Origin of the sequence: Lactobacillus sp. ESL0679 (genome assembly GCF_029433515.1) — a bacterium.
In the GTDB taxonomy this organism is placed as follows: domain Bacteria; phylum Bacillota; class Bacilli; order Lactobacillales; family Lactobacillaceae; genus Lactobacillus.
This window is the reverse complement of record NZ_JAQTIG010000001.1, coordinates 55,842-75,144: the sequence shown is the minus strand read 5'-3', so window position 1 is coordinate 75,144 and position 19,303 is coordinate 55,842. Positions and strand designations below refer to the sequence as shown.

The following is a 19,303-nucleotide window of genomic DNA, read 5'->3' as shown; positions in this document are numbered from 1 at the left end:
ATTTTTATTTGTTAAAAGTTAAGTGTTAGGAAGGCTAAACCGCCATATTCGACGATTAACCATAGGAAAAAAATACCTGCGGCGGTAAACACCAGATAATACGTTTTTATGTTAATTCTTTGTTGATTTATCAGGCATTGGTAATATTAGCAAGTAAATTAAGGAACTATCTATACAAAATAATTCAGAGTCAATATCTGAAATATTAGTAATTATCAATAATAATGTCAATCCTAGTGTAAGAAGTTCAAGTTTTTGTTCTAATTTTTGATTTTTTGTCATATCAGCTTGCTTAACAGTTTTTCCAGAAGTTAAGTGCTTGGAAAAAGATATGCCTAAGAATAGAAGACCAATTCCCAGGTAAATAATAGTACTAGTTAAATCAGGATTTGGACGATCAATGTAATAGTCAATTCCAGCAACCACTACTTGTAGAATTGCGATTAACCGCATTATTTGTTTTTTAGTTAAGTTAATTTCAAACATCAGTAATTACTTCACTTTGCTTTATATTTATACTGTACATTTTTTATATTAATAAGAATATTATAAAACAAAATATTGTAATCGGAGCAAAAAGATAGTGTTATATTATTAATAACTAAGAGAGGGAGTACGAGCGATGTTCAAAAAATCTGAAAACAACTTTGAGCTACTAAAATTATTGCAACAACAGCAATTGCCCAATACCAATGAACAGTTCATTATTAAACAAGCAATTATTAAATTAAACAAGCACGAAAATCCATATTTGGTTAAAACTAATGTGAAATCTGCTTTGACTGAGCTTGCCCTTAAAAGGCAACTATCTAAGGCAGGAGTACAATTATTAACCCAGTTGAGTAAGTCAAACATCAATGAAGATGTTGCTCGAAGTTCGACAACTTGGTTTTAGATTCAAAAAAAGCGAATTACTAGCAATAAGTAATTCGCTTTTTAATTTGTTAAAAGATAAATCTAAGAAGAGATGGTGCAATAAATATTAAAAATATGCACAAGAAAAGAATACCTGCTGCGGAAAATAATTGTTTCCAAGTTGCCTTACTCGTGTCAAATTGATCATAGTAACTGATTAGCCAGTAAGTAGATAATGTTGTTAATATTATTAAGATTATACTGCAAATAATTGCCCTGCTTGATCCTGAAAATAAGTATTGCCAACAATCTGATACACTATATAATCCGAAGAATAGGGCTGATAAATCAACCTTATATTTATGATAAAAATTTTTGATTGTAATTTTCATGATTGTCTTTCTTAATTAATAGCTACTTTTTATTTAAAAATTCAGTCTAAGAAAAGCTTGACCACCAAATTCGACAATTAGCAATAAGAAAAAAATTCCCGCAGCAGAAAGTAATTGTTTCCAAGTGGCATTGTTGATGTCAAAGGCAAAAAGATGAATGCAAGATGCAATTAACATTGTCAAAATCATCAGAATAATGCTACTAGTGACTGCCGTACTTGATCCTGAAAATAGGTATTGCCAACATACATATAGGTTATATAGACCAATTATTAAAACAACCAAAATAGTTTGATATTTATGGTAAAAATTCTTAATTGTAATTTTCATAATCTAACCTCAAACGTGCAAAAGATACATACTGATAAGCCGCACAGCAACGCAAACTACAAAATATAGTATAGCGCAACCAGCCATTGTGAACAGTTCGCTCCATTCGTTCTTATTAGGATCAATGCGTTTTTCCATCCAAAAGCCGCCGATAATCAACGCAATTGCAGTTATCATATCAGTTGAAATCATCTTGGGTGAATGTCCTAAGGATAGTCCGATAATGTCAAAAATAATATTCATTATGGCATATAATGTCATACCTGAAACGATTCGATGGCGATAATAAAAGTTTTTAATTGTAATTTTCATAATTTAACCTCAGACGTGCAAAAGATACATACTAATAAGCCGTACAGCACCGCAAACTACAAGATAAAGTAGGGCGCAACCAGCCATCGTGAATAATTCACTCCACTCGTTTTTATTAGGATCAATACGCTTTTCTATCCAAAAGCCGCCAACAATCATCACTATTGCAGATATCGCGTCAGCTAAAAACATCTTGGGCGAGTGTCCTAAAGCCAAACCAATGGTGTCGAAAATAAAATCAACTATGGCATATAGAATCATGCATGAAACAAAATAATGTTGATGAAAAAATCTAGTAATTGCAATTTTCATATCTATCACCTTCATATACTATACATTATTAATACTAGATACTAATATTATAGTCCGGAAAATTTAAAATGATAGTCAAAATAATTTTTTAATAACTATTAAAGCAAAATTGATGGCAATTCTTGCCTGGAGGTTAGCAAGTTGGCTGGATTCTGCTAAAATGGGAATAGCTATTAACAGAAGAGAGGCTTAGCCGTGAAAATTTATAACACTTTGACAAAGAGAAAAGAAGAATTTAAGCCACTAGTTGCAGGACAAATCTCAATGTATGTCTGTGGCCCGACAGTTTATAATTACATTCATATTGGGAATGCACGCAGTGTCATCGCATTTGATACAATTCGGCGATACTTTGAATATCGCGGATATAAGGTGAATTACGTCTCTAACTTTACAGATGTTGACGACAAGATGATTAATGAGGCGCGAGCTGAAGGCATTACTGTGCCAGAACTCGCTGATCGCTACATTAAATGTTATCTTGAAGATACGACTGCGCTAAATGTGGAGCCAGCAACTAAGCATCCCCGAGCAACTCACGAAATTCCTGAAATTATCGAATTTATTGAACAATTAATTAAAAATGGTTATGCTTATGAAGCTGAAGGTGATGTTTATTACCGGGCTAAAAAGTTTAAGCATTATGGTGAGTTAAGCAGCCAGAACATTGCCGAACTTGAAGAAGGTGCCTCTGAGCATGTCAATGATGAAGAGCAGCAGCGTAAGGAAGACCCAATTGATTTTGCCTTGTGGAAGAAGCAGAAGCAGCCTGATGAGATTGCATGGCAATCGCCGTGGGGATTGGGGCGCCCAGGTTGGCACATTGAATGTTCAGTAATGTCGACTAAATATCTGGGCAAGACGATTGACATTCATGGTGGCGGCCAAGACTTGGAATTTCCACACCATGAAAATGAAATTGCGCAGAGTGAAGCCGCAACAGGTCAAAAGTTTGTCAATTATTGGCTGCACAATGGCTTTGTAACTGTGGGCCACGATGAAGAAAAAATGTCGAAGTCACTGCATAACTTTGTGACGGTGCACGATTTGCTTAAAACGGTTGACCCACAGGTGTTACGCTTCTTCATGGCAAGTGTGCAATATCGCAAGCAAATTAATTACTCACAGGAGAATCTGGAGCAAGCAAAAAATATTTTGCAGCGTTTTAAAAATACGCTAATCAATATTGACTATCGCTTAGAGGATGCCACTTCTGAGAGCATGGCAACTCAATTACGGCAAACTATCCAAGAAACGCAAACAAAGTTTGTCACTGCAATGGATGACGATATTAATGTGCAAAATGCTTTAGCAGCGATTTACGATTTGTTGCCGCTAGTTAACGCTAATGCTAATAGCGCCCAGGCTGATAAAGAGGCTTTGGCACAAGCTAAGGAATTACTGGTGCAGTGGCTCAGCATTTTTGGCATTGATACGGCTAAATTAATTCAAAAGTCGCAAACAAGTGATGATGAAAAAATTACGGCATTGGTTAATGAACGCGATGAAGCACGCAAAAACAAGGATTGGGCTAAGAGCGACCAATTGCGCGATCAATTAAAGGAGCTGGGGATTACAATTCAGGATACCCCACAGGGAACAAGGTGGACACGTGACTAAAATTAAAAAGTTAACGGAAGAAAAAATTAATCCAGATACGCTTAGTGGCCAGACGCTGGCGTATTTGGGGGATGCTGTATACGAGTTATTTATTAGACGCCATTTATTGAAAGGCGGCATTGTGAAGCCGCAGGTATTGCAGCGCGAAGCAACGCATTATGTCTCGGCTAAGGCGCAAGCAGCACTGATTACCAAGTTGCAGGATGAGCAGCTCCTTACTGAAGATGAGCTGGCAACTTTTCGGCGGGGACGAAATGCGAAGACTCATACTAAGGCCAAAAACACGAGCCTCGCAACTTACCAGCTGTCAACGGGCTTTGAAGCTGTATGGGGTTATTTGGATTTATTGGAGAAAAAAGACCGCGTCCGTGAATTGACAGCGTGGTGCATTCAGACTGTTGAGGAAGGCGGGATTGATAACTATGACTTCAATTGATAAAGATTTTGTTTTCGGTCGGCATGCAGGGGTTGATTTTTTAAAAACACAAGATGCTGATCGAATTAACAAGGTATTTTTACAGCAAGGTGTTCAGGATAGCTTTGCCAATGAGGTCTATGGCTTGGCGAAAAAGAAGGGGATTGTTATTCAAACTGTCCCTAAGACTAAGCTGGACCGGTTAGTGCAGGGTGGCAATCACCAAGGCTTGGTCTTAACTGTTGCCAGCTTTGAATATGCTGACCTGGAGCAACTACTTGATCAATTTGACGAGCAAGGCAAAGAACCGTTTTTGTTAATGCTTGATTCAATTGAAGATCCGCATAACCTGGGCTCAATTTTACGGTCAGCTGATGCAACGGGCGTTGATGCGATTATTATTCCTAAACGTCACGCGACTGGCTTAACCTCTGTTGTTGCCAAGACATCGACGGGAGCGATTGATTATGTGCCAGTTGCCCGCGTTAATAATCTTGTCCAAACCAGCCAATTGTTGAAAAAGCGCGGCTACTGGCTGTTTGGTACTGATATGCAGGGCACTGATTACCGTGAATGGAATGCTAAGGGTAAAACAGTGCTGGTTATTGGTAATGAAGGTAAGGGTATTGCTCGACTTTTAAAGAAGCAAATGGATCAGATGCTCACTCTGCCAATGGTGGGCCATGTTCAGTCACTTAATGCTAGTGTGGCAACTGGTATTTTACTTTATCAGATGCTAAGTAGTCGCAATCCACTTAAATAATATAGACAGCTTGCAATTGCAGCTGTTTTTTTGTTTAGGACGATAATTTTTTTGAATTAACGCGCTTTCAACAAAAGCTAGTTTTTGTTTTTGTTGTTTTGAGCAAATAAATTTGATTGCGTTATTAGAACACGTGTTTGATATTTTGAAATTAAAAAAATCAGTATTCTCAACTTAATTAGTTTTTTAATTAATATAAGGAGAAAGAGAATGCAATTAACAGAAGCATATGAGCAAAAATTAATTAAGCAGATTCAAGCTGGTAACGACGATGCATTAGTAGAATTATGTTACTTTTATCGGCCATTAATTAATAGTATTAAACAAAAATATTTTGTGCGTTGTTATGATAGTCAGGATTGGGATCAGGATGCGCTTATTGTATGCTACCAAGCGGCGATGAGTTATGAGCAGGGCAAAGGTAAGTTTGGCAGTTACTTTAAGACTAGACTCCATAATCATGCTAGGTCACTGCTTCGTCATGACATGGCATATAGGCGGCGTGCACTTGCGCAGGCAACTTCACTTGAGGCAGCAATGGAAAAGGGAATCGAACAATTGCACCAGAAAACAACACAGCTGGCGGAAATTCCACTTAGTGAAAAATTCACCGAACTATTTGCCCAGCTATCTGATTTAGAAATTAAGACTTTATTAATTGTTCTGGGTGTTTGGCATCAAGAGGAAGTCTTACAGAAATTGCAGATAGAGCAAGTCGCTCTAGTGCGTGCGCGCTCACGGCTAATGCAAAAAATGCGTAAGACACTTTTGTAAAAAATAATAATATTATATAGTTATGTAAAAATGCGGTATAATAGACCTTGTAGAATTAATTTTTAGGAGGTAACTAAGATGGCAGAGATTGAAAAGACTGCATTGTTGGATCGTCACATGAAGGAAGTTTTTGACTGGAGTGATTCTGATGTTCCAGTTAGAGATGCCCTTTGGGACTATTTTATGGAAAAGAATGGTAGAGATACCATGAAGACAGAGGCAGATATGCTTCCGTTCCTAAAAGACACTGATGATAAAATCGAATCCTTTGTAAACGAAAATCTTAAGAAGTAAATCCGACTATTACAATGTTCTACGCCCGGTGGTTACGCATTAAGTTTGACCACTAGAAAAGCAGCTGCTCATTTGAGCAGCTGCTTTTTGTTTGGCAATTAACTATAATAAGGAATTTAAATCACTAATAATTTGGTCAACAGTAAGGTGGTTATCATGATAATTGGTTTCAAGCGGCAACTGATCGGTGTAGACGCGCTTTTGTCCATAATTTAAAACTTTAACATCTTTGTTACCCAAGTATGAAGCAATCTTTTGCCCTAGGCCAGCGTCAATTAAGTCATCTTCTATTGTGACAATGACTTGATTTTCTTGTGCTAGTTTATCTAGCGCAGCCTTATCTAAAATATTGGCTGCAAGTGGATTAACTAGCGTGGCGCCAATTTTAGCGGCAACTTGCTGACCTAATTGGTAAAAGTCACCAAGTGCGATCACAGCAACGTTTTTGCCAGGAGTTACTTGGTAATGGATGGTACTATAATCGGTTAAAATATTAGCGTCATCTTCTGGGACTGGCTTGGTTGGCAGCTTGATGGCAACGGGATGTTGTCCCTGGTTGATTGCCCACTTGAGCATGACCCGTTCTTCGGCAAGAGAAGTTGGTGCAAGATAAATCCAGTTAGGTAAGTTAGCGACTAGCACTTGGTCAAAGAGCCCGAGGTGCGTTTTTGATTGGGTAGTGATGCCATTATTACCGATGACCATTACAACAGGTAAATCGTTGGCGGCTACATCATGTGACAGTTGGTCGAATGCACGCTGCAAGAAGCTCGAGTTTTCAAATAAAACTGGAATAGCACCTTCCTTAGCAAAGCCAGCAGCAAAGGCAACGGACTCTTGCTCGGCAATTCCGACATCTATGTAGTGGTCAGGATAGTTATTCTTAAATTCGTCAAGACCAAAGCTGCGCGGAATCGCGGCATTGATAATCATTGCCTGTTTGCCAGCCTTGATTTCATCTTCAACAGTAGCAATGGCAACTGAATTAGCGGTTGGAGCAGTAGTAGCCTTATCTTTACCTGACAGTAAATCAGCAGAAGCCCAGTGATAAGTCTCTTCATCTTTAAGAGCAGGAGCATAGCCCTTGCCTTTGAGCGTATTAATATGTAATAAAATCGGATGATCTACATCTTTAATTTGTTGAAAAGCTGCAATCATTGCCGCAAGATCGTTGCCGTCTGCAACATAATGGTAGTCAAATCCCATTGCTGTAAAAGGATTCTCTGGTGACTTACCATTTGTGTCACGCAACTTTTTTAGAGCAGTGACAAGGCCACCTACATTTTTATCAATCGACCATTGATTGTCGTTAACAACAACGGCGAGATTGTGAGGCTCAATTGCCGCATTGTTTAAGCCTTCATAGGCTAGGCCACCTGTCATTGCCCCATCACCAATTAGTGCCATAATGTTTTCGTGATTACCAAGAAAGTCGCGAGCCTTTGCCATTCCTGTTGCTAAGGCAATTGAAGTCGAGGTATGGCCAACAGAGTAATAATCGTAGGGACTTTCATTGGGGTCTGTATATGGCGAAACGTCTTCGTAATGGTCGGGATCAAGCCAGGCTTGCGCGCGACCCGTTAACATTTTATGAGGGTAAGTCTGGTGGGAAACGTCCCAGATTAGTTTATCTTTGGGTGCATCAAAGACGTAGTGGTAGGCAATGGTCATTTCAACAATGCCTAGGTCTGGGCCAAAGTGCCCGCCAACAGCTGTGTCTTTTTCAATAATTAGTGTCCTAATTTCTTCGGCTAACGTTTCCAGTTGCGGCAGCGTTAACTTTTTAAGGTCATTAGGGCCAGAAATTTGGTTTAATAAATAATGTGGATGTTTATTCATAATGTATACTCCTTATGTTGGTATCAATTAGATTATACAGCTACCGAAACCGCTTTTACCAATATTTTTACAATATTAAATTGTGAACTGAGTAACGTTTATCATGATGCTTATAAGATTGATAATTGAAAAATTGCGTAAATCAGGCTAATTCTAACTGCAACGCCTTTGCTCAACCAAGCTATTTGCGCCGGATATTTTTTAAAAAGGTTACGCAGTGAATAAATTTGTTGGCCAATATTAATTGCTCATATGGTATTTTTTTGCTAAAATAAAGGAGTTTGGAAGTGAGATTATGGCAGTGAAAAAAGCATCTTTGGCCTGCAGCGTCTGCGGCTCGCGTAACTACTCAATCACGGCAAGTAAAAATCGCACTCAACGGCTTGAACTGAAAAAGTTTTGTAAGCATTGCGGTAAAATGACTGTGCATAAGGAAACGAGGTAGGAGTTAATGATTAAGTTTTTTAAGAGTGTTGTCCAAGAAATGAAGTTAGTTACTTGGCCAACTGCTAAACAAAACCGTCACGATACAGCAATTGTTATCGTAACTTCAATCCTGTTTGCGGCATATTTGGGTCTATTTGACTTAGCATTTAGTAGTTTGACACAGATAGTGATGTAAATAGAAATAATTTTAGATCCGTGTTATAATGGACATTAGTTGAAAGAACCTCGGTCGAGGTTTTTTTGTTTGCCAAAAATCAAAAGGAGAAATTGAGTTAAATGGTTGAAACAACAAAGAAGCAATGGTACGTATTGCATACTTATTCAGGTTATGAAGATAAAGTTAAGTCTGACCTGTTATCACGTGCGCAAAGTATGGGGATGCAAGACTATATTTTTCGGGTAATGGTTCCTGAACAAGAAAAGATTGAAACCGTCCACGATAAGAAAAAGGAAGTCGAAGAAAAGATTTTTCCAGGATACGTTTTAGTTGAAATGGTTATGACTGACGAAAGTTGGTTTGTTGTTCGAAACACACCAAACGTTACGGGTTTTGTTGGTTCCCACGGTGGTGGTTCTAAGCCGTCACCATTACTTGATGAAGAAGTTAACCGCCTGTTGCGTCAACAAGGTGAACCAGCTAAGCGGCCACAAATTGACTTTGAAGTTGGCGAAACAGTTACAATTATCGATGGTGCCTTTAACGGTGTTGAAGGTAAAATCACTGAAATTCAACCAGACAAGTACAAGTTATTTGTTTCTGTAGATATGTTTGGTCGTGCAACTACAACTGAACTAGACTACGACCAAGTTAAAAAGATTGATTAAAGTAAGTTAGTATTGCAATTATCGCCAAACGATGATAAGATACTAACGTACTTTTATTATTGTGGGAGGAGAAGTAGGTAACTTCTCCATTTTAACCACACACGGAATCAAGGAGGTTTTGACCGTGGCAAAGAAAGTTATTAACGTTGTCAAATTACAAATCCCAGCTGGTGCTGCAACACCCGCACCTCCAGTTGGTCCAGCTTTAGGTCAAGCAGGTATCAACATTGTTGGTTTTACTAAGGACTTCAATGCTAGAACAGCTGATCAAAAAGGCATGATTATTCCTGTAGTCATCACTGTATATGAAGATCGTTCATTCGAATTCATTACTAAGACTCCACCAGCTCCAGTATTATTGAAGCAAGCTGCTAAGATCGACAAGGCTTCTGGTGAACCTAATACCAAGAAGGTTGGTAAGGTAACCAAGGACCAAGTTAAGGAAATCGCTGAAACAAAGATGAAGGACCTTAACGCTGCTGATGTCGAAGCTGCTATGCGGATGATCGAAGGTACTGCTAGAAGCATGGGTATCGAAGTCGAAGACTAATCCTGTTATTTATAACAATTTAGGTGGGAGAGCTGCTCGGGCTTGTTTGACCACATATTAAGGAGGAAATCACATGCCAAAGCATGGTAAAAAATATGTAGAAGCTGCTAAAAAAGTAGATTCAAAGAAATTATATTCAGTTGCTGAAGCAATGAAGTTAGTTAAAGAAACTTCATACGCAGGTTTTGATGCTTCAGTTGAAGTTTCATACAACTTGAGTGTTGACCCTAAGCAAGCTGACCAACAAATTCGTGGTTCACTTGTATTGCCTAACGGTACTGGTAAGACTCAAAAGGTTGTTGTTTTTGCTGAAGGTCCACAAGCTGAACAAGCTAAGGCTGCCGGTGCTGACGAAGTTGGTTCAGACGACTTAGTAGAAAAAGTTCAAAACGGTTACTTGGACTTTGACGTTGTTGTTGCTACACCAATGATGATGGCCAAGGTTGGACGTTTAGGTCGTATTTTAGGACCTAAAGGTTTAATGCCTAACCCTAAGACTGGTACTGTTACAATGGACATTGAAAAGGCCGTTAAGAACGTTAAAGCTGGTCAAGTTGAATACCGTGTTGACCGTCAAGCTGCTATTCACACAGCTATTGGTAAGGTTTCATTTACTGATGAACAATTAGTAGAAAACTTTGATGCTTTACGTGACGTTATCTTACGTGCACGTCCAGCAGCTGCCAAGGGTCAATACATTAAGAGCGTTGCTGTTGCAGCAACCTTTGGCCCAGGGATCAAGCTTGATCCATTAAACTTGGACTAATTTAATATAGATTAATCAATTAAAAGCAATTTACAGAAATGTAAGTTGCTTTTTTTTCGTATACCTTAAAGGTAGTTATCATTTGGTCTGCTATGCTTTATTTGTTAAACTATAGCAAAATCTAATTTATATATTGAGGAAACGTATGCATAAATTACACTTGGGTAAATTGATGGCTCTAATTTTGTTGTTGCCAATTTTTTTGGTTGGTTGCAGTAAAGACCGCAACAAAATAACAATTGTGGGGTCAAGTGCCTTACAGCCGCTTGTTGAACAAGCGGGCAATGACTATCACTTAACTAATCCTGATAGCAACATCATTGTTCAAGGTGGTGGCTCTGGTACTGGTCTAAGTCAGGTGCAAGCTGGAGCGGTGCAGATTGGCACCTCTGATGTGTTTGCTGATACGCAAAAAGGTATAAAAGCAGCCAAGCTTCATGACTTTCAAGTAGCAGTTGTCGGGATTGTTCCGATTGTCAATAAGGGGATTGGGATTGATAATTTGTCTTCAAAACAGCTAATGGAAATTTTTACCGGTAAAATTACGAACTGGCGCCAAGTTGGTGGTAAGAATTTGCAGATTATTGTTATTAATCGCTCTCGCGGCAGTGGTACTCGGACAACTTTTGAAGACTTAATCTTAAAGGGTAAGGATGCCGTCAATTCACAAGAGCAGGATTCTAATGGTACGGTTAAAAAGATTGTCAGTTCAACACCGGGTACAATTTCGTATATTTCTTTTCCTTATGCAAATGATCCCAATATTCAAAAAATAAGTATTGATCATACAAGGCCAACAAATCAAAATATTCCAACTAACAAGTGGCGACTTTGGTCCTATGAGCATCTGTATACCAAGGGTAAGCCAGATAAGGAAACTGCGGCTTTTATTGATTACATTCTGAGTAAAAAAGTGCAGTGTGATCTGGTACCTAAAATTGGTTACCTAAGCATTAATGAAATGAAGGTTACTCGCGATAGTCATAATCGAATTACAAAAATAGGTAGTGCACATGAATAAACACGAACAAGACTTGCAAGAAGTCGTTGACCAAGCAATTGCCGAGCAGAAAGTACCACATGTCAAGTTTAAAAAGATTGATCCCGAAAGTGTTGATATTGCCCGCTTAACCAGTCCGTCTAAGGAAACGCGGCAAGAACACTGGGGCAAAGGGCTAACCTCGCTAGCAATTGCAGTTATTGGAATTTTAATTGTGGCAATTATCGGTTTTGTTGGGGTGCGTGGTCTTGCAACTTTTGTTGACGATAAAGTGAACATTTTTCACTTTTTGTTGACGAGTAATTGGAACCCAAGTGCTGGCAAAGATCATGTGGGTGCTGCAGCAATGATTGTTACTTCTTTTGCAGTGACGTTATTAGCTGCCTTGGTAGCAACGCCATTTGCCATTGCCATCGCCTTGTTCATGACCGAGTATAAATCTGGCAAACAAGCACAATTTTTACAATCGGTTATGGAACTACTCGTTGGCATTCCATCGGTTGTTTATGGCTTCTTGGGCCTCACAGTGATTGTCACGGTTATTCGGACCATTTTTGGTGGCACGGGATTTGGCATTTTAGCCGCAACGTTAATTTTGTTTGTCATGGTTTTACCAACGATTACTTCGCTAACGGTTGATGCCTTTAAGGCTGTCCCGCAAGATTTGCGAAAATCATCTGCGGCTCTAGGGGCAACACGTTGGCAGACAATTTATCATGTTGTATTGCGAGCCGCACGGCCACGGATTTTAACCGCGATAATTTTTGGTATGGCCCGAGCCTTCGGTGAAGCCTTGGCCGTCCAAATGGTTATCGGGAATGCCGTCCTAATGCCGTACAACCTAGTTAGTCCCTCGGCAACATTGACTAGTCAATTGACAAGTCAAATGGGTAACACTGTCATGGGCACATTGCCTAACAATGCTCTGTGGTCATTAGCACTGCTATTATTAATCATGTCATTGGCGTTTAACTTTCTGGTTCGCCTTATTGGAAAAAGAGGTAGCTGATGAATTCAAAAAGAACCGACCGACTGGCTACAAGGGTAATTTACCTGTTAGTTGCAATTATCATTCTGGTATTAATTGGCATTTTAGGCAATATTTTAATTGCTGGTGTGCCGCACTTGTCGTGGCATTTTTTAACATCAGCTTCATCATCATTTGAAGCTGGCGGCGGAATTCGTGACCAATTATTTAATTCACTTTACTTATTAGTTTTAACGCTGCTGATTTCACTTCCAATTGCATTAGGGGCCGCCATTTATTTAGCTGAATATGCCCAGGACACGTGGGTAACGCGACTGATTAGAACAACGATTGAAATTTTAAGCTCGCTGCCATCAATTGTTGTCGGCTTGTTCGGCTATCTCTTGTTTGTAGTTCAGTTTGGACTAGGATTTTCGATTATTGCCGGTGCGTTAGCGCTAACCTTTTTCAATTTGCCAATCTTAACTAGCAATATTGAGCAGGCGATTAACGGGGTACCGCAAGCACAGCGCGAAGCCGGCTGGGCGTTAGGATTATCAAATTGGAAAACAATTCGCGGAGTTGTCTTGCCATCGGCATTGCCTGGAATTATTACGGGAATTATCTTAAGTGCTGGGCGTGTGTTCGGTGAAGCAGCTGCATTAATCTATACTGCTGGGCAAAGCGGCTCAATCGTCGATTATTCTAACTGGAACATGTTCAGTTCAACCAGCTTTTTGAACGTGATGCGACCAGCAGAAACCTTGGCAGTTCATATTTGGAAGGTGAACACCGAGGGGATTATTCCTGATGTGAATCTTGTTTCAGCAGCGACATCGGCATTATTGGTAATTGTTGTGATTATCTTTAATTTTGGTGCGCGCTTGCTGGGCAACTGGCTCTATAGGAATTTAACTGCTGCTAAAGTAAAATAAGGAATTTATATGGAAAATTGGCAAAACCAAACGAAATATATTAAAACTTTTAATAATGATGAATGTGAACTTTATACTCACAATTTAAGTGTCTTTTATGGTGGTACGGTGCAGAAATTGTTTGATGTCAGCTTGGGCTTTAAAAAGAACACCATCACGGCCTTGATTGGTGCTTCGGGCTCCGGAAAGTCCACGTTTTTACGTTCTTTAAACAGGCTGAATGACCGTGTTGCCAGAGTTGATGGTAACATCATGTTTCATGAGCTTGACATTAATCAGAAAAGAATTAACGTTTACGAACTGCGTAAGGCAATCGGCATGGTGTTTCAAAAGCCCAATCCTTTTCCCAAGTCGATTAAGGAAAATATCACTTACGCGTTAAAGGCCAATGGTGAGCAGGACAAGGCCAAGCTCAATCAACTTGTTGAGGAAAGCCTAAAGGCTGCTGCCTTGTGGGATGAGGTCAAGGACAAGCTGGATAACAGTGCCTTAGCATTATCAGGTGGTCAGCAGCAACGCTTATGTATTGCGCGGGCAATTGCGTTAAAGCCAGAAATCTTGCTTCTAGATGAGCCAGCGAGTGCGCTTGACCCAGTATCCACGGCAAAGTTAGAAGATACGCTCAAGCAGCTGCGCAGTAAATATACGATGATTATGGTGACGCACAACATGCAGCAGGCTTCGCGAATTAGTGACTATACCGCATTTTTTCATTTAGGGCGTGCTCTTGAATATGATACAACTACTAATATTTTCACTAATCCGCAGGGCGAAATTACCGAAAAGTATATTCAAGGCAGTTTTGGCTAAAGGAGCATGACGATGAAGAACATTATGGAAGTCAAAAATGTCAAATTAAGATATGGCGATTTTGAGGCGCTGCATGGCATTAACCTAGCTTTTCCAGAGCAAAAACTGACGGCTTTAATTGGACCTTCAGGCTGTGGCAAGTCAACTTTGCTACGGTGTCTTAACCGGATGAATGATGATATTGCGGACATTAAGATTACAGGAGATATTTTACTGGCTGGGGAAGATATTTATCGGCCACACCTTGATTTGGTTGAATTACGCAAAAGTGTGGGCATGGTATTTCAGCAGCCGATGCCGTTTCCGTTTTCTGTTTTTGATAATGTAGCTTATGGCTTGAAAGTTGCGGGTATTAAGGATAAAGAGCTAATTCAGCAGCGCGTTGAAGAAAGCTTGAAGCAGGCGGCAATTTGGCAAGAAACCAAGGATAGTTTGGATCGTAATGCATTGGCCTTTTCTGGCGGCCAGCAGCAGCGCATCTGTATTGCGCGAGCACTTGCAGTTAGACCAGCGGTAGTGTTGCTTGATGAACCAACTTCTGCTCTAGACCCGATTTCTAGTTCTGAAATTGAAGAAACCTTGATGACGCTCAAGACGAAGTATACTTTCATCATGGTAACGCATAACTTGCAGCAGGCGAGCCGGGTTTCAGATCAAGTTGCATTTTTGATGAATGGTAATTTAATTGAGTCGGGGACAACTGAAGAAATGTTTTTAGCACCTAAAAAAGAAATCACAAGTAATTATCTAAACGGCCGGTTTGGCTAAAAGCGAGGGAAAACCATGCACGAAATATTTTTAGATGAATTAAAAAAGCTGAATACACAATTTATGGAAATGGGCGTCTTAGTTAACGATCAGATTGATCAGGGGACGCGTTCATTTGTCGCCCACGATAAAAAGACAGCTCAAAAAATGATTAAAGAGGCCGACGTGGTTCCTAAAGAGGCCATTAGAATTGAAAAGAAGGCGCTGGATCTAATGGCCCTTCAGCAGCCAGTAGCCACGGACTTTCGAGTTGTCATCAGTATTCTAAAGGCGGCCACTGACCTAGAACGAATTGGCGAAAACGCGATTAGTTTGGCTGTTGAAACAGTCAGAGTAAAGGGCAATCCGCGAATTCCTGAGGTTGAAAAAATCATTTCACAGATGACTCATGAGGTTCGCAAAATGCTAATCGAAGTCTTGACAGCTTATGTTCAAGAGGACGAAAAGACGGCACGCTCAATGGTTGATCGCCAAGAGGTGGTAACAGCCAACTACCAAAAGGCACGAAAAGTTATCATTGATGGCGTTGAAAAAGATTCTAATGCGGCAGTTGCCTCTGCCAGTTATTTTGTTATTATTAGATTACTTAAACGAATTGGTGACCACATCGTCAACCTGGCTAGTTGGGTTATCTACAAGGTTTCTGGGGAATTATTTGAACTAGCCGACCCAAAAGCAGAATAAATACTTGCTTAAATTAATTTGGCCTGCTATACTTGATAAAGTAAATTCTACCTAAGACTCGGGTGGCATTACGCCTTAATTTCCCGCCGAGGCCAGAAGATAATGAAGATTTTTTAAAACTCCATGTCTTTGTGGCATGGAGTTTTTTAGGCCTTTTAGGATTTATTAATGAATTTTATGGAGGTGAATTCGATTGAGTAAAGCTGCTATTGCTGCAAAGGAAAAGCTTGTTGATGCTTTTGCTGAAGAACTTAAAGCTGCAAAAGCCATCTTGGTAATTGATTACCTTGGTTTAACTGTTGAAGAAGTTACTGCTATGCGTAAGGAACTTCGTGAAAACGATGTTAAGATGAAGGTTATCAAGAATACTTTTTTGAGACGTGCTGCTGCTAAGGCTGGTATCGAAGGCTTAGATGATACTTTTGTTGGTCCTACTGCTGTTGTTTACACTGATAATGCCGATGACATTACAGAACCTGCACGGATCGTTTCTAAGTATGAAGATGACTTTGATGTTTTGAACATTAAGGGTGGTATGCTTGAAGGTAAATTGACTTCTAAAGAAGAAATCAAGGAACTTGCTGCTATTCCTGGTCGTGAAGGCTTACTGTCAATGCTTGTATCTGTATTGCAAGCTCCAGTTCGCGACTTCGCATGTGTTGTTAAAGCTGTTGCTGATTCAAAAGACGAAGCTGCAGAATAAAAAGATTGTAATTATATCTAATACTAATTTTTCGGAGGATACTTAAATATGGCTTTAGATACTGAAAAGATTATTGAAGACTTAAAAGGTGCTTCAATTCTTGAATTAAATGACCTTGTAAAGGCTATTGAAGATGAATTTGATGTTACTGCTGCTGCTCCAGTTGCTGCTGCAGGTGCTGGTGCCGAAGCTGCTGCTAAGTCAACTTACGATGTTGAATTGACTGAAGCAGGTCAAGAAAAGGTTAAGGTTATTAAGGCTGTTCGTGACATTACTGGTCTTGGCCTTAAGGACTCAAAGGACATGGTTGATGGCGCTCCTAAGAACGTTAAGGAAGGCGTTTCTGAAGACGAAGCTAACGACATTAAGTCTAAGCTTGAAGAAGTTGGAGCCACTGTAACCCTTAAATAGTTACAGTCCAACTGGACAAAGCTCATAAGAAACCGCATAAGCTCAGCATTTAGAGCTTGTGCGGTTTTTATTTTTGCCAAATTGTGGCCCAAATGTGTTCCCAGTACTAAATAATTAGCTATTAAATCCTTCGTGCTAATGCACGGAGGATCTTTATTTGCAATTAAAATTTTAATTGTGAACACGACAATTTTTGAAAACTATATTGAACCTAAATTTATAAAAGTGTAAATTATACTAGTATTGAATTTTATTTAAAGGATTACAGAAAGGAAATTATGTATAAAAAACTCATTTTTGCAATGATTACTGCTTTGTCATTAATGGGCTGGAAATCGACAACATCAGTTAAGGCCGCAACTATTGACTCAGCTAACATTCAAAACACTGTTGAACAAACAAGTAAAACTGATGATACTGAGCAAGATAGCACTACTAGTGAAAACAGTGTGACGAATACTCCTGCTAAGCCTAAGCCACAAAAGCAGGGCTGGGTAGTTAAGGGCAAGAGTACGTATTACTATCAATCCGGTAAAAAGGCTAAAGGCGTTGTTAAGATTGGTCAAAGCCATTATTTATTTAATAAAAACGGTGTGATGCTAACGGGCGTTCGCAAGACGCCGCATAAGACAACGTATAGCTATTACAATGCAAATGGTAAACGAAGTGAAAAATCTGCTTCAACCAAAAAAGCATACTATTGGATTAAAAAGGGTAAGATTACCGGTATTAAAAATAATGCTAAGGTAATCAGCCAAAGACCAGAACTGCCAACAGGTTGCGAGATGACCGCGGTAACGATGATGTTGAACTTTGCTGGTGTCAAGGTTTCTAAATTTACGGTTGCCAAGAAAACCCCGCGCAGTAGTAATCCAGATAAAGGCTTCATTGGTTCTCCTTATAAGGAATATCCAGGTGGCTATTGGGTAACACCGAAGGGCATTAAGGGTGTCGTTAAGCATTACTTGGGTAAAGCCAAGATCATGACTGGTGATAGTTTAGCGGCAGTTAAAAATAAATTGCTACATTCGCATTTGGTGGTTGCTTGGGTTAAGGATGTCGACGGCTTTTCTAATCATGCATTGGCACTGACTGGCTATCATAATGGGCAAATTTTTTACAATGATCCTTGGACAGGTAAAAAGGCCGCAATGAGTGAGAGTAGCTTTCTTAATCACTGGCGTGGAGATGGCTTAAGAGCATTAAGTTACTAAAATATTCAAATTAGTGTTTTCTTATTTTAAAATTAATGCTATTATTTTTTTAGTTAGTTTAAATTTTTATTTTGGAGGGAAAATGATGAAATATAGCCAACGGTTATTTGCTGGTGTTGCAGCAGTAATGTTATTAGGCGGTTTAACAACAGGAACAGTCGTTGAAGCTGATAGTGTTAGCTCAACTGGCGTAACAAGTAATTCGGGTCAAGACAGTACTAATAATACTCAACCTGCAACTACTCCAGCCGATAACAATAGTAGTGCTTCGCAACCTAGCAAAACAGTGACTGCTATTAGTGGGGTAAGTACTAAATATAAGTGGACTGCTGGAGATAAGATTGAAGACCAAATTTCTTTAAACAGTAAGGAAGTTCGGCCAGTATATTTACAAAAGTGGAACGGCAAGAAGTATGTTGATGAAAAGAAATTTACTACTACTGCCGATGGTAAAGTTACTGTAACTTATCCTGCAGTTTGGTATCACCACTCACATACAACTTGGCGTTTGTATGCTCCTGAAACTGATAATGCAACTTCAGCTAAGAGTGACAAGATCGGCATTTCAACAGTGCGTCGTTACCAAATTCCTAAGAAATATCGGCAATTGCACATGAAGAGTTTGCATTTAAAGGGCTACTATACTAGTCCATTTGATAAGAGTTTGACCTATGCATCAACTAGAAGTGACTATGTTAAGGCGTTTATCAAGCGCGGGTATCAATATAAAAATGCCGGCACTGCTTGGATTGACTTCACTTCTAAGAAGCCAGGAACTTCAGTTGACTGTTCTGGTTTAATTATGCAATGTATGTATGCAACTGGAATTGACCCAACACCGGCCAACCCAAAGTGGCATGCAACTCATGAATGGGGCTGCCGTTCATTTGTTCAAAGCAGTACTTTGCAAACAGTAAGTCTTAACCATTTGAAGCGTGGCGACATTATTTTCTATGGTCGACCAAAGCCAGATGTTTATCACGTTGGTATTTACTTAGGTAATAACAAGGTCTTGCATTCATGGCCTAATTGGGGTGTTACAGTAAGTAATGCTAACTTCCAACAATATTATTATGCTAAACGAATTTTCCCAGTGACTCATTCTAAGACAGTTCACGACAGAAATTAATAATCAACAAAAGTACTTCAAATTGAAGTGCTTTTTGCTTTTAAATAGCGCTAATTAACAGAGCGGTCAAGAAGTACTTGTTTTTAATTGACATATTGAAATCCTTTCTTAAAAATACGATACATAGTTAGTATTTTATACTATAATGAATTACATGAATTTGTTTTTTAAAATAAATATTAATAGAT

The 19,303-nt window shown here is 39.3% G+C and carries 26 protein-coding genes and 1 other annotated feature; of the genes, 21 read left to right on the top strand and 5 right to left on the bottom strand.

The features are described 5' to 3' along the window. Window positions 1-111: 111 nt before the first annotated feature. Complete coding sequence (locus PT287_RS00440) at window positions 112-486, bottom strand: hypothetical protein (RefSeq protein WP_277131749.1); 375 nt, start codon at window positions 484-486, stop codon at window positions 112-114. Window positions 487-622: 136 nt separating this feature from the next. Here PT287_RS00440 and PT287_RS00435 point away from each other — a divergent pair, with 136 nt between their 5' ends. Beyond that, on the top strand, window positions 623-895 hold the full coding sequence (locus PT287_RS00435; RefSeq protein WP_277131747.1) for a hypothetical protein: 273 nt from the start codon (window positions 623-625) through the stop codon (window positions 893-895). A gap of 385 nt (window positions 896-1,280) precedes the next feature. Here PT287_RS00435 and PT287_RS00430 read toward each other — a convergent pair whose 3' ends face one another. From PT287_RS00430 to PT287_RS00420, 3 genes are read right to left on the bottom strand one after another with little or no spacing between them, the layout of a single operon-like run. Beyond that, window positions 1,281-1,577, bottom strand: coding sequence for a hypothetical protein (locus PT287_RS00430; protein WP_277131746.1), 297 nt, complete (start codon window positions 1,575-1,577; stop codon window positions 1,281-1,283). Window positions 1,578-1,586: 9 nt separating this feature from the next. Beyond that, window positions 1,587-1,889 carry a hypothetical protein gene (locus PT287_RS00425; RefSeq protein WP_277131745.1) on the bottom strand — a complete coding sequence of 101 codons (303 nt, stop codon included), beginning with the start codon at window positions 1,887-1,889 and terminating at the stop codon, window positions 1,587-1,589. A gap of 9 nt (window positions 1,890-1,898) precedes the next feature. Beyond that, on the bottom strand, window positions 1,899-2,201 hold the full coding sequence (locus PT287_RS00420) for a hypothetical protein (RefSeq protein WP_277131744.1): 303 nt from the start codon (window positions 2,199-2,201) through the stop codon (window positions 1,899-1,901). Window positions 2,202-2,396: 195 nt separating this feature from the next. Between PT287_RS00420 and cysS the strand changes: the two genes are divergently transcribed. The 5 genes from cysS (at window position 2,397) to PT287_RS00395 (ending at window position 6,067) form a co-directional block, all read left to right on the top strand. Continuing rightward, window positions 2,397-3,821: a cysteine--tRNA ligase gene (cysS, locus tag PT287_RS00415; protein WP_277131742.1), complete on the top strand. Its 1,425-nt coding sequence runs from the start codon at window positions 2,397-2,399 to the stop codon at window positions 3,819-3,821. Beyond that, on the top strand, window positions 3,814-4,257 hold the full coding sequence (locus tag PT287_RS00410; protein ID WP_277131741.1) for a ribonuclease III domain-containing protein: 444 nt from the start codon (window positions 3,814-3,816) through the stop codon (window positions 4,255-4,257). The genes cysS and PT287_RS00410 overlap by 8 nt, the downstream gene beginning before the upstream one ends. Then, the gene (gene rlmB / locus PT287_RS00405) at window positions 4,244-4,999 is read left to right on the top strand and encodes a 23S rRNA (guanosine(2251)-2'-O)-methyltransferase RlmB (RefSeq protein WP_277131739.1); all 756 of its coding nucleotides are present in this window, start codon (window positions 4,244-4,246) and stop codon (window positions 4,997-4,999) included. The genes PT287_RS00410 and rlmB overlap by 14 nt, the downstream gene beginning before the upstream one ends. Before the next feature lie 210 nt (window positions 5,000-5,209). Continuing rightward, window positions 5,210-5,773 carry a sigma factor gene (locus PT287_RS00400; RefSeq protein ID WP_277131737.1) on the top strand — a complete coding sequence of 188 codons (564 nt, stop codon included), beginning with the start codon at window positions 5,210-5,212 and terminating at the stop codon, window positions 5,771-5,773. Window positions 5,774-5,851: 78 nt separating this feature from the next. Then, window positions 5,852-6,067, top strand: a complete 216-nt coding sequence (locus tag PT287_RS00395; protein ID WP_277131735.1) for a hypothetical protein — start codon at window positions 5,852-5,854, stop codon at window positions 6,065-6,067. Window positions 6,068-6,169: 102 nt separating this feature from the next. Here PT287_RS00395 and PT287_RS00390 read toward each other — a convergent pair whose 3' ends face one another. Further along, window positions 6,170-7,906, bottom strand: a complete 1,737-nt coding sequence (locus PT287_RS00390; RefSeq protein ID WP_277131733.1) for a 1-deoxy-D-xylulose-5-phosphate synthase — start codon at window positions 7,904-7,906, stop codon at window positions 6,170-6,172. 295 nt (window positions 7,907-8,201) lie between these two features. Between PT287_RS00390 and rpmG the strand changes: the two genes are divergently transcribed. The 15 genes from rpmG to PT287_RS00315 all read left to right on the top strand — a co-directional run bounded on the left by rpmG (window position 8,202) and on the right by PT287_RS00315 (window position 19,115). Next, the gene (rpmG, locus tag PT287_RS00385; RefSeq protein ID WP_277130642.1) at window positions 8,202-8,351 is read left to right on the top strand and encodes a 50S ribosomal protein L33; all 150 of its coding nucleotides are present in this window, start codon (window positions 8,202-8,204) and stop codon (window positions 8,349-8,351) included. 6 nt (window positions 8,352-8,357) lie between these two features. Then, window positions 8,358-8,528: a preprotein translocase subunit SecE gene (secE, locus tag PT287_RS00380; RefSeq protein WP_277131731.1), complete on the top strand. Its 171-nt coding sequence runs from the start codon at window positions 8,358-8,360 to the stop codon at window positions 8,526-8,528. A gap of 101 nt (window positions 8,529-8,629) precedes the next feature. Continuing rightward, window positions 8,630-9,178, top strand: a complete 549-nt coding sequence (gene nusG / locus PT287_RS00375) for a transcription termination/antitermination protein NusG (protein WP_277130644.1) — start codon at window positions 8,630-8,632, stop codon at window positions 9,176-9,178. 124 nt (window positions 9,179-9,302) lie between these two features. Then, window positions 9,303-9,728, top strand: coding sequence for a 50S ribosomal protein L11 (gene rplK, locus PT287_RS00370; protein ID WP_046307440.1), 426 nt, complete (start codon window positions 9,303-9,305; stop codon window positions 9,726-9,728). 73 nt (window positions 9,729-9,801) lie between these two features. Next, window positions 9,802-10,494: a 50S ribosomal protein L1 gene (rplA, locus tag PT287_RS00365; protein ID WP_277131727.1), complete on the top strand. Its 693-nt coding sequence runs from the start codon at window positions 9,802-9,804 to the stop codon at window positions 10,492-10,494. 145 nt (window positions 10,495-10,639) lie between these two features. Then, entirely contained in the window at window positions 10,640-11,515 is an 876-nt protein-coding gene (locus tag PT287_RS00360) for a phosphate ABC transporter substrate-binding protein (RefSeq protein ID WP_277131725.1), read from the top strand. Continuing rightward, a complete protein-coding gene (gene pstC / locus PT287_RS00355) occupies window positions 11,508-12,503 on the top strand; it encodes a phosphate ABC transporter permease subunit PstC (RefSeq protein WP_277131724.1) in 996 nt (331 codons plus the stop codon). The genes PT287_RS00360 and pstC overlap by 8 nt, the downstream gene beginning before the upstream one ends. Further along, window positions 12,503-13,396 (top strand): phosphate ABC transporter permease PstA, encoded by an 894-nt coding sequence (pstA, locus tag PT287_RS00350; protein WP_277131722.1) that lies wholly within the window; start codon window positions 12,503-12,505, stop codon window positions 13,394-13,396. The genes pstC and pstA overlap by 1 nt, the downstream gene beginning before the upstream one ends. A gap of 9 nt (window positions 13,397-13,405) precedes the next feature. Next, window positions 13,406-14,206: a phosphate ABC transporter ATP-binding protein PstB gene (gene pstB / locus PT287_RS00345; protein WP_277131720.1), complete on the top strand. Its 801-nt coding sequence runs from the start codon at window positions 13,406-13,408 to the stop codon at window positions 14,204-14,206. A 12-nt stretch (window positions 14,207-14,218) separates the two neighbouring features. Continuing rightward, a complete protein-coding gene (gene pstB / locus PT287_RS00340) occupies window positions 14,219-14,974 on the top strand; it encodes a phosphate ABC transporter ATP-binding protein PstB (RefSeq protein WP_277131718.1) in 756 nt (251 codons plus the stop codon). 15 nt (window positions 14,975-14,989) lie between these two features. Continuing rightward, window positions 14,990-15,658, top strand: coding sequence for a phosphate signaling complex protein PhoU (gene phoU / locus PT287_RS00335; RefSeq protein WP_277131716.1), 669 nt, complete (start codon window positions 14,990-14,992; stop codon window positions 15,656-15,658). Window positions 15,659-15,690: 32 nt separating this feature from the next. Beyond that, window positions 15,691-15,816, top strand: a sequence feature (ribosomal protein L10 leader region). A gap of 35 nt (window positions 15,817-15,851) precedes the next feature. After that, complete coding sequence (rplJ, locus tag PT287_RS00330; RefSeq protein ID WP_277131714.1) at window positions 15,852-16,361, top strand: 50S ribosomal protein L10; 510 nt, start codon at window positions 15,852-15,854, stop codon at window positions 16,359-16,361. 48 nt (window positions 16,362-16,409) lie between these two features. Next, a complete protein-coding gene (gene rplL, locus PT287_RS00325) occupies window positions 16,410-16,772 on the top strand; it encodes a 50S ribosomal protein L7/L12 (RefSeq protein ID WP_277131712.1) in 363 nt (120 codons plus the stop codon). Between the two features lie 278 nt (window positions 16,773-17,050). Then, on the top strand, window positions 17,051-17,986 hold the full coding sequence (locus PT287_RS00320; RefSeq protein ID WP_277131711.1) for a C39 family peptidase: 936 nt from the start codon (window positions 17,051-17,053) through the stop codon (window positions 17,984-17,986). An 82-nt stretch (window positions 17,987-18,068) separates the two neighbouring features. Continuing rightward, window positions 18,069-19,115, top strand: coding sequence for an NlpC/P60 family protein (locus PT287_RS00315; protein ID WP_277131709.1), 1,047 nt, complete (start codon window positions 18,069-18,071; stop codon window positions 19,113-19,115). The last annotated feature ends 188 nt before the right edge of the window (window positions 19,116-19,303 follow it).

Bases quoted from the DNA above. Each gene is read 5' to 3' on its own strand.
- PT287_RS00440 (WP_277131749.1), bottom strand. From the start codon at position 486: ATGTTTGAAATTAACTTAACTAAAAAACAAATAATGCGGTTAATCGCA.
- PT287_RS00435 (WP_277131747.1), top strand. From the start codon at position 623: ATGTTCAAAAAATCTGAAAACAACTTTGAGCTACTAAAATTATTGCAA.
- PT287_RS00430 (WP_277131746.1), bottom strand. From the start codon at position 1,577: ATGAAAATTACAATTAAGAATTTTTACCATAAATATCAAACTATTTTG.
- PT287_RS00425 (WP_277131745.1), bottom strand. From the start codon at position 1,889: ATGAAAATTACAATTAAAAACTTTTATTATCGCCATCGAATCGTTTCA.
- PT287_RS00420 (WP_277131744.1), bottom strand. From the start codon at position 2,201: ATGAAAATTGCAATTACTAGATTTTTTCATCAACATTATTTTGTTTCA.
- rlmB (WP_277131739.1), top strand. From the start codon at position 4,244: ATGACTTCAATTGATAAAGATTTTGTTTTCGGTCGGCATGCAGGGGTT.
- PT287_RS00400 (WP_277131737.1), top strand. From the start codon at position 5,210: ATGCAATTAACAGAAGCATATGAGCAAAAATTAATTAAGCAGATTCAA.
- PT287_RS00395 (WP_277131735.1), top strand. From the start codon at position 5,852: ATGGCAGAGATTGAAAAGACTGCATTGTTGGATCGTCACATGAAGGAA.
- PT287_RS00390 (WP_277131733.1), bottom strand. From the start codon at position 7,906: ATGAATAAACATCCACATTATTTATTAAACCAAATTTCTGGCCCTAAT.
- rpmG (WP_277130642.1), top strand. From the start codon at position 8,202: ATGGCAGTGAAAAAAGCATCTTTGGCCTGCAGCGTCTGCGGCTCGCGT.
- secE (WP_277131731.1), top strand. From the start codon at position 8,358: ATGATTAAGTTTTTTAAGAGTGTTGTCCAAGAAATGAAGTTAGTTACT.
- nusG (WP_277130644.1), top strand. From the start codon at position 8,630: ATGGTTGAAACAACAAAGAAGCAATGGTACGTATTGCATACTTATTCA.
- rplA (WP_277131727.1), top strand. From the start codon at position 9,802: ATGCCAAAGCATGGTAAAAAATATGTAGAAGCTGCTAAAAAAGTAGAT.
- PT287_RS00360 (WP_277131725.1), top strand. From the start codon at position 10,640: ATGCATAAATTACACTTGGGTAAATTGATGGCTCTAATTTTGTTGTTG.
- pstC (WP_277131724.1), top strand. From the start codon at position 11,508: ATGAATAAACACGAACAAGACTTGCAAGAAGTCGTTGACCAAGCAATT.
- pstA (WP_277131722.1), top strand. From the start codon at position 12,503: ATGAATTCAAAAAGAACCGACCGACTGGCTACAAGGGTAATTTACCTG.
- pstB (WP_277131720.1), top strand. From the start codon at position 13,406: ATGGAAAATTGGCAAAACCAAACGAAATATATTAAAACTTTTAATAAT.
- pstB (WP_277131718.1), top strand. From the start codon at position 14,219: ATGAAGAACATTATGGAAGTCAAAAATGTCAAATTAAGATATGGCGAT.
- phoU (WP_277131716.1), top strand. From the start codon at position 14,990: ATGCACGAAATATTTTTAGATGAATTAAAAAAGCTGAATACACAATTT.
- rplL (WP_277131712.1), top strand. From the start codon at position 16,410: ATGGCTTTAGATACTGAAAAGATTATTGAAGACTTAAAAGGTGCTTCA.
- PT287_RS00320 (WP_277131711.1), top strand. From the start codon at position 17,051: ATGTATAAAAAACTCATTTTTGCAATGATTACTGCTTTGTCATTAATG.
- PT287_RS00315 (WP_277131709.1), top strand. From the start codon at position 18,069: ATGATGAAATATAGCCAACGGTTATTTGCTGGTGTTGCAGCAGTAATG.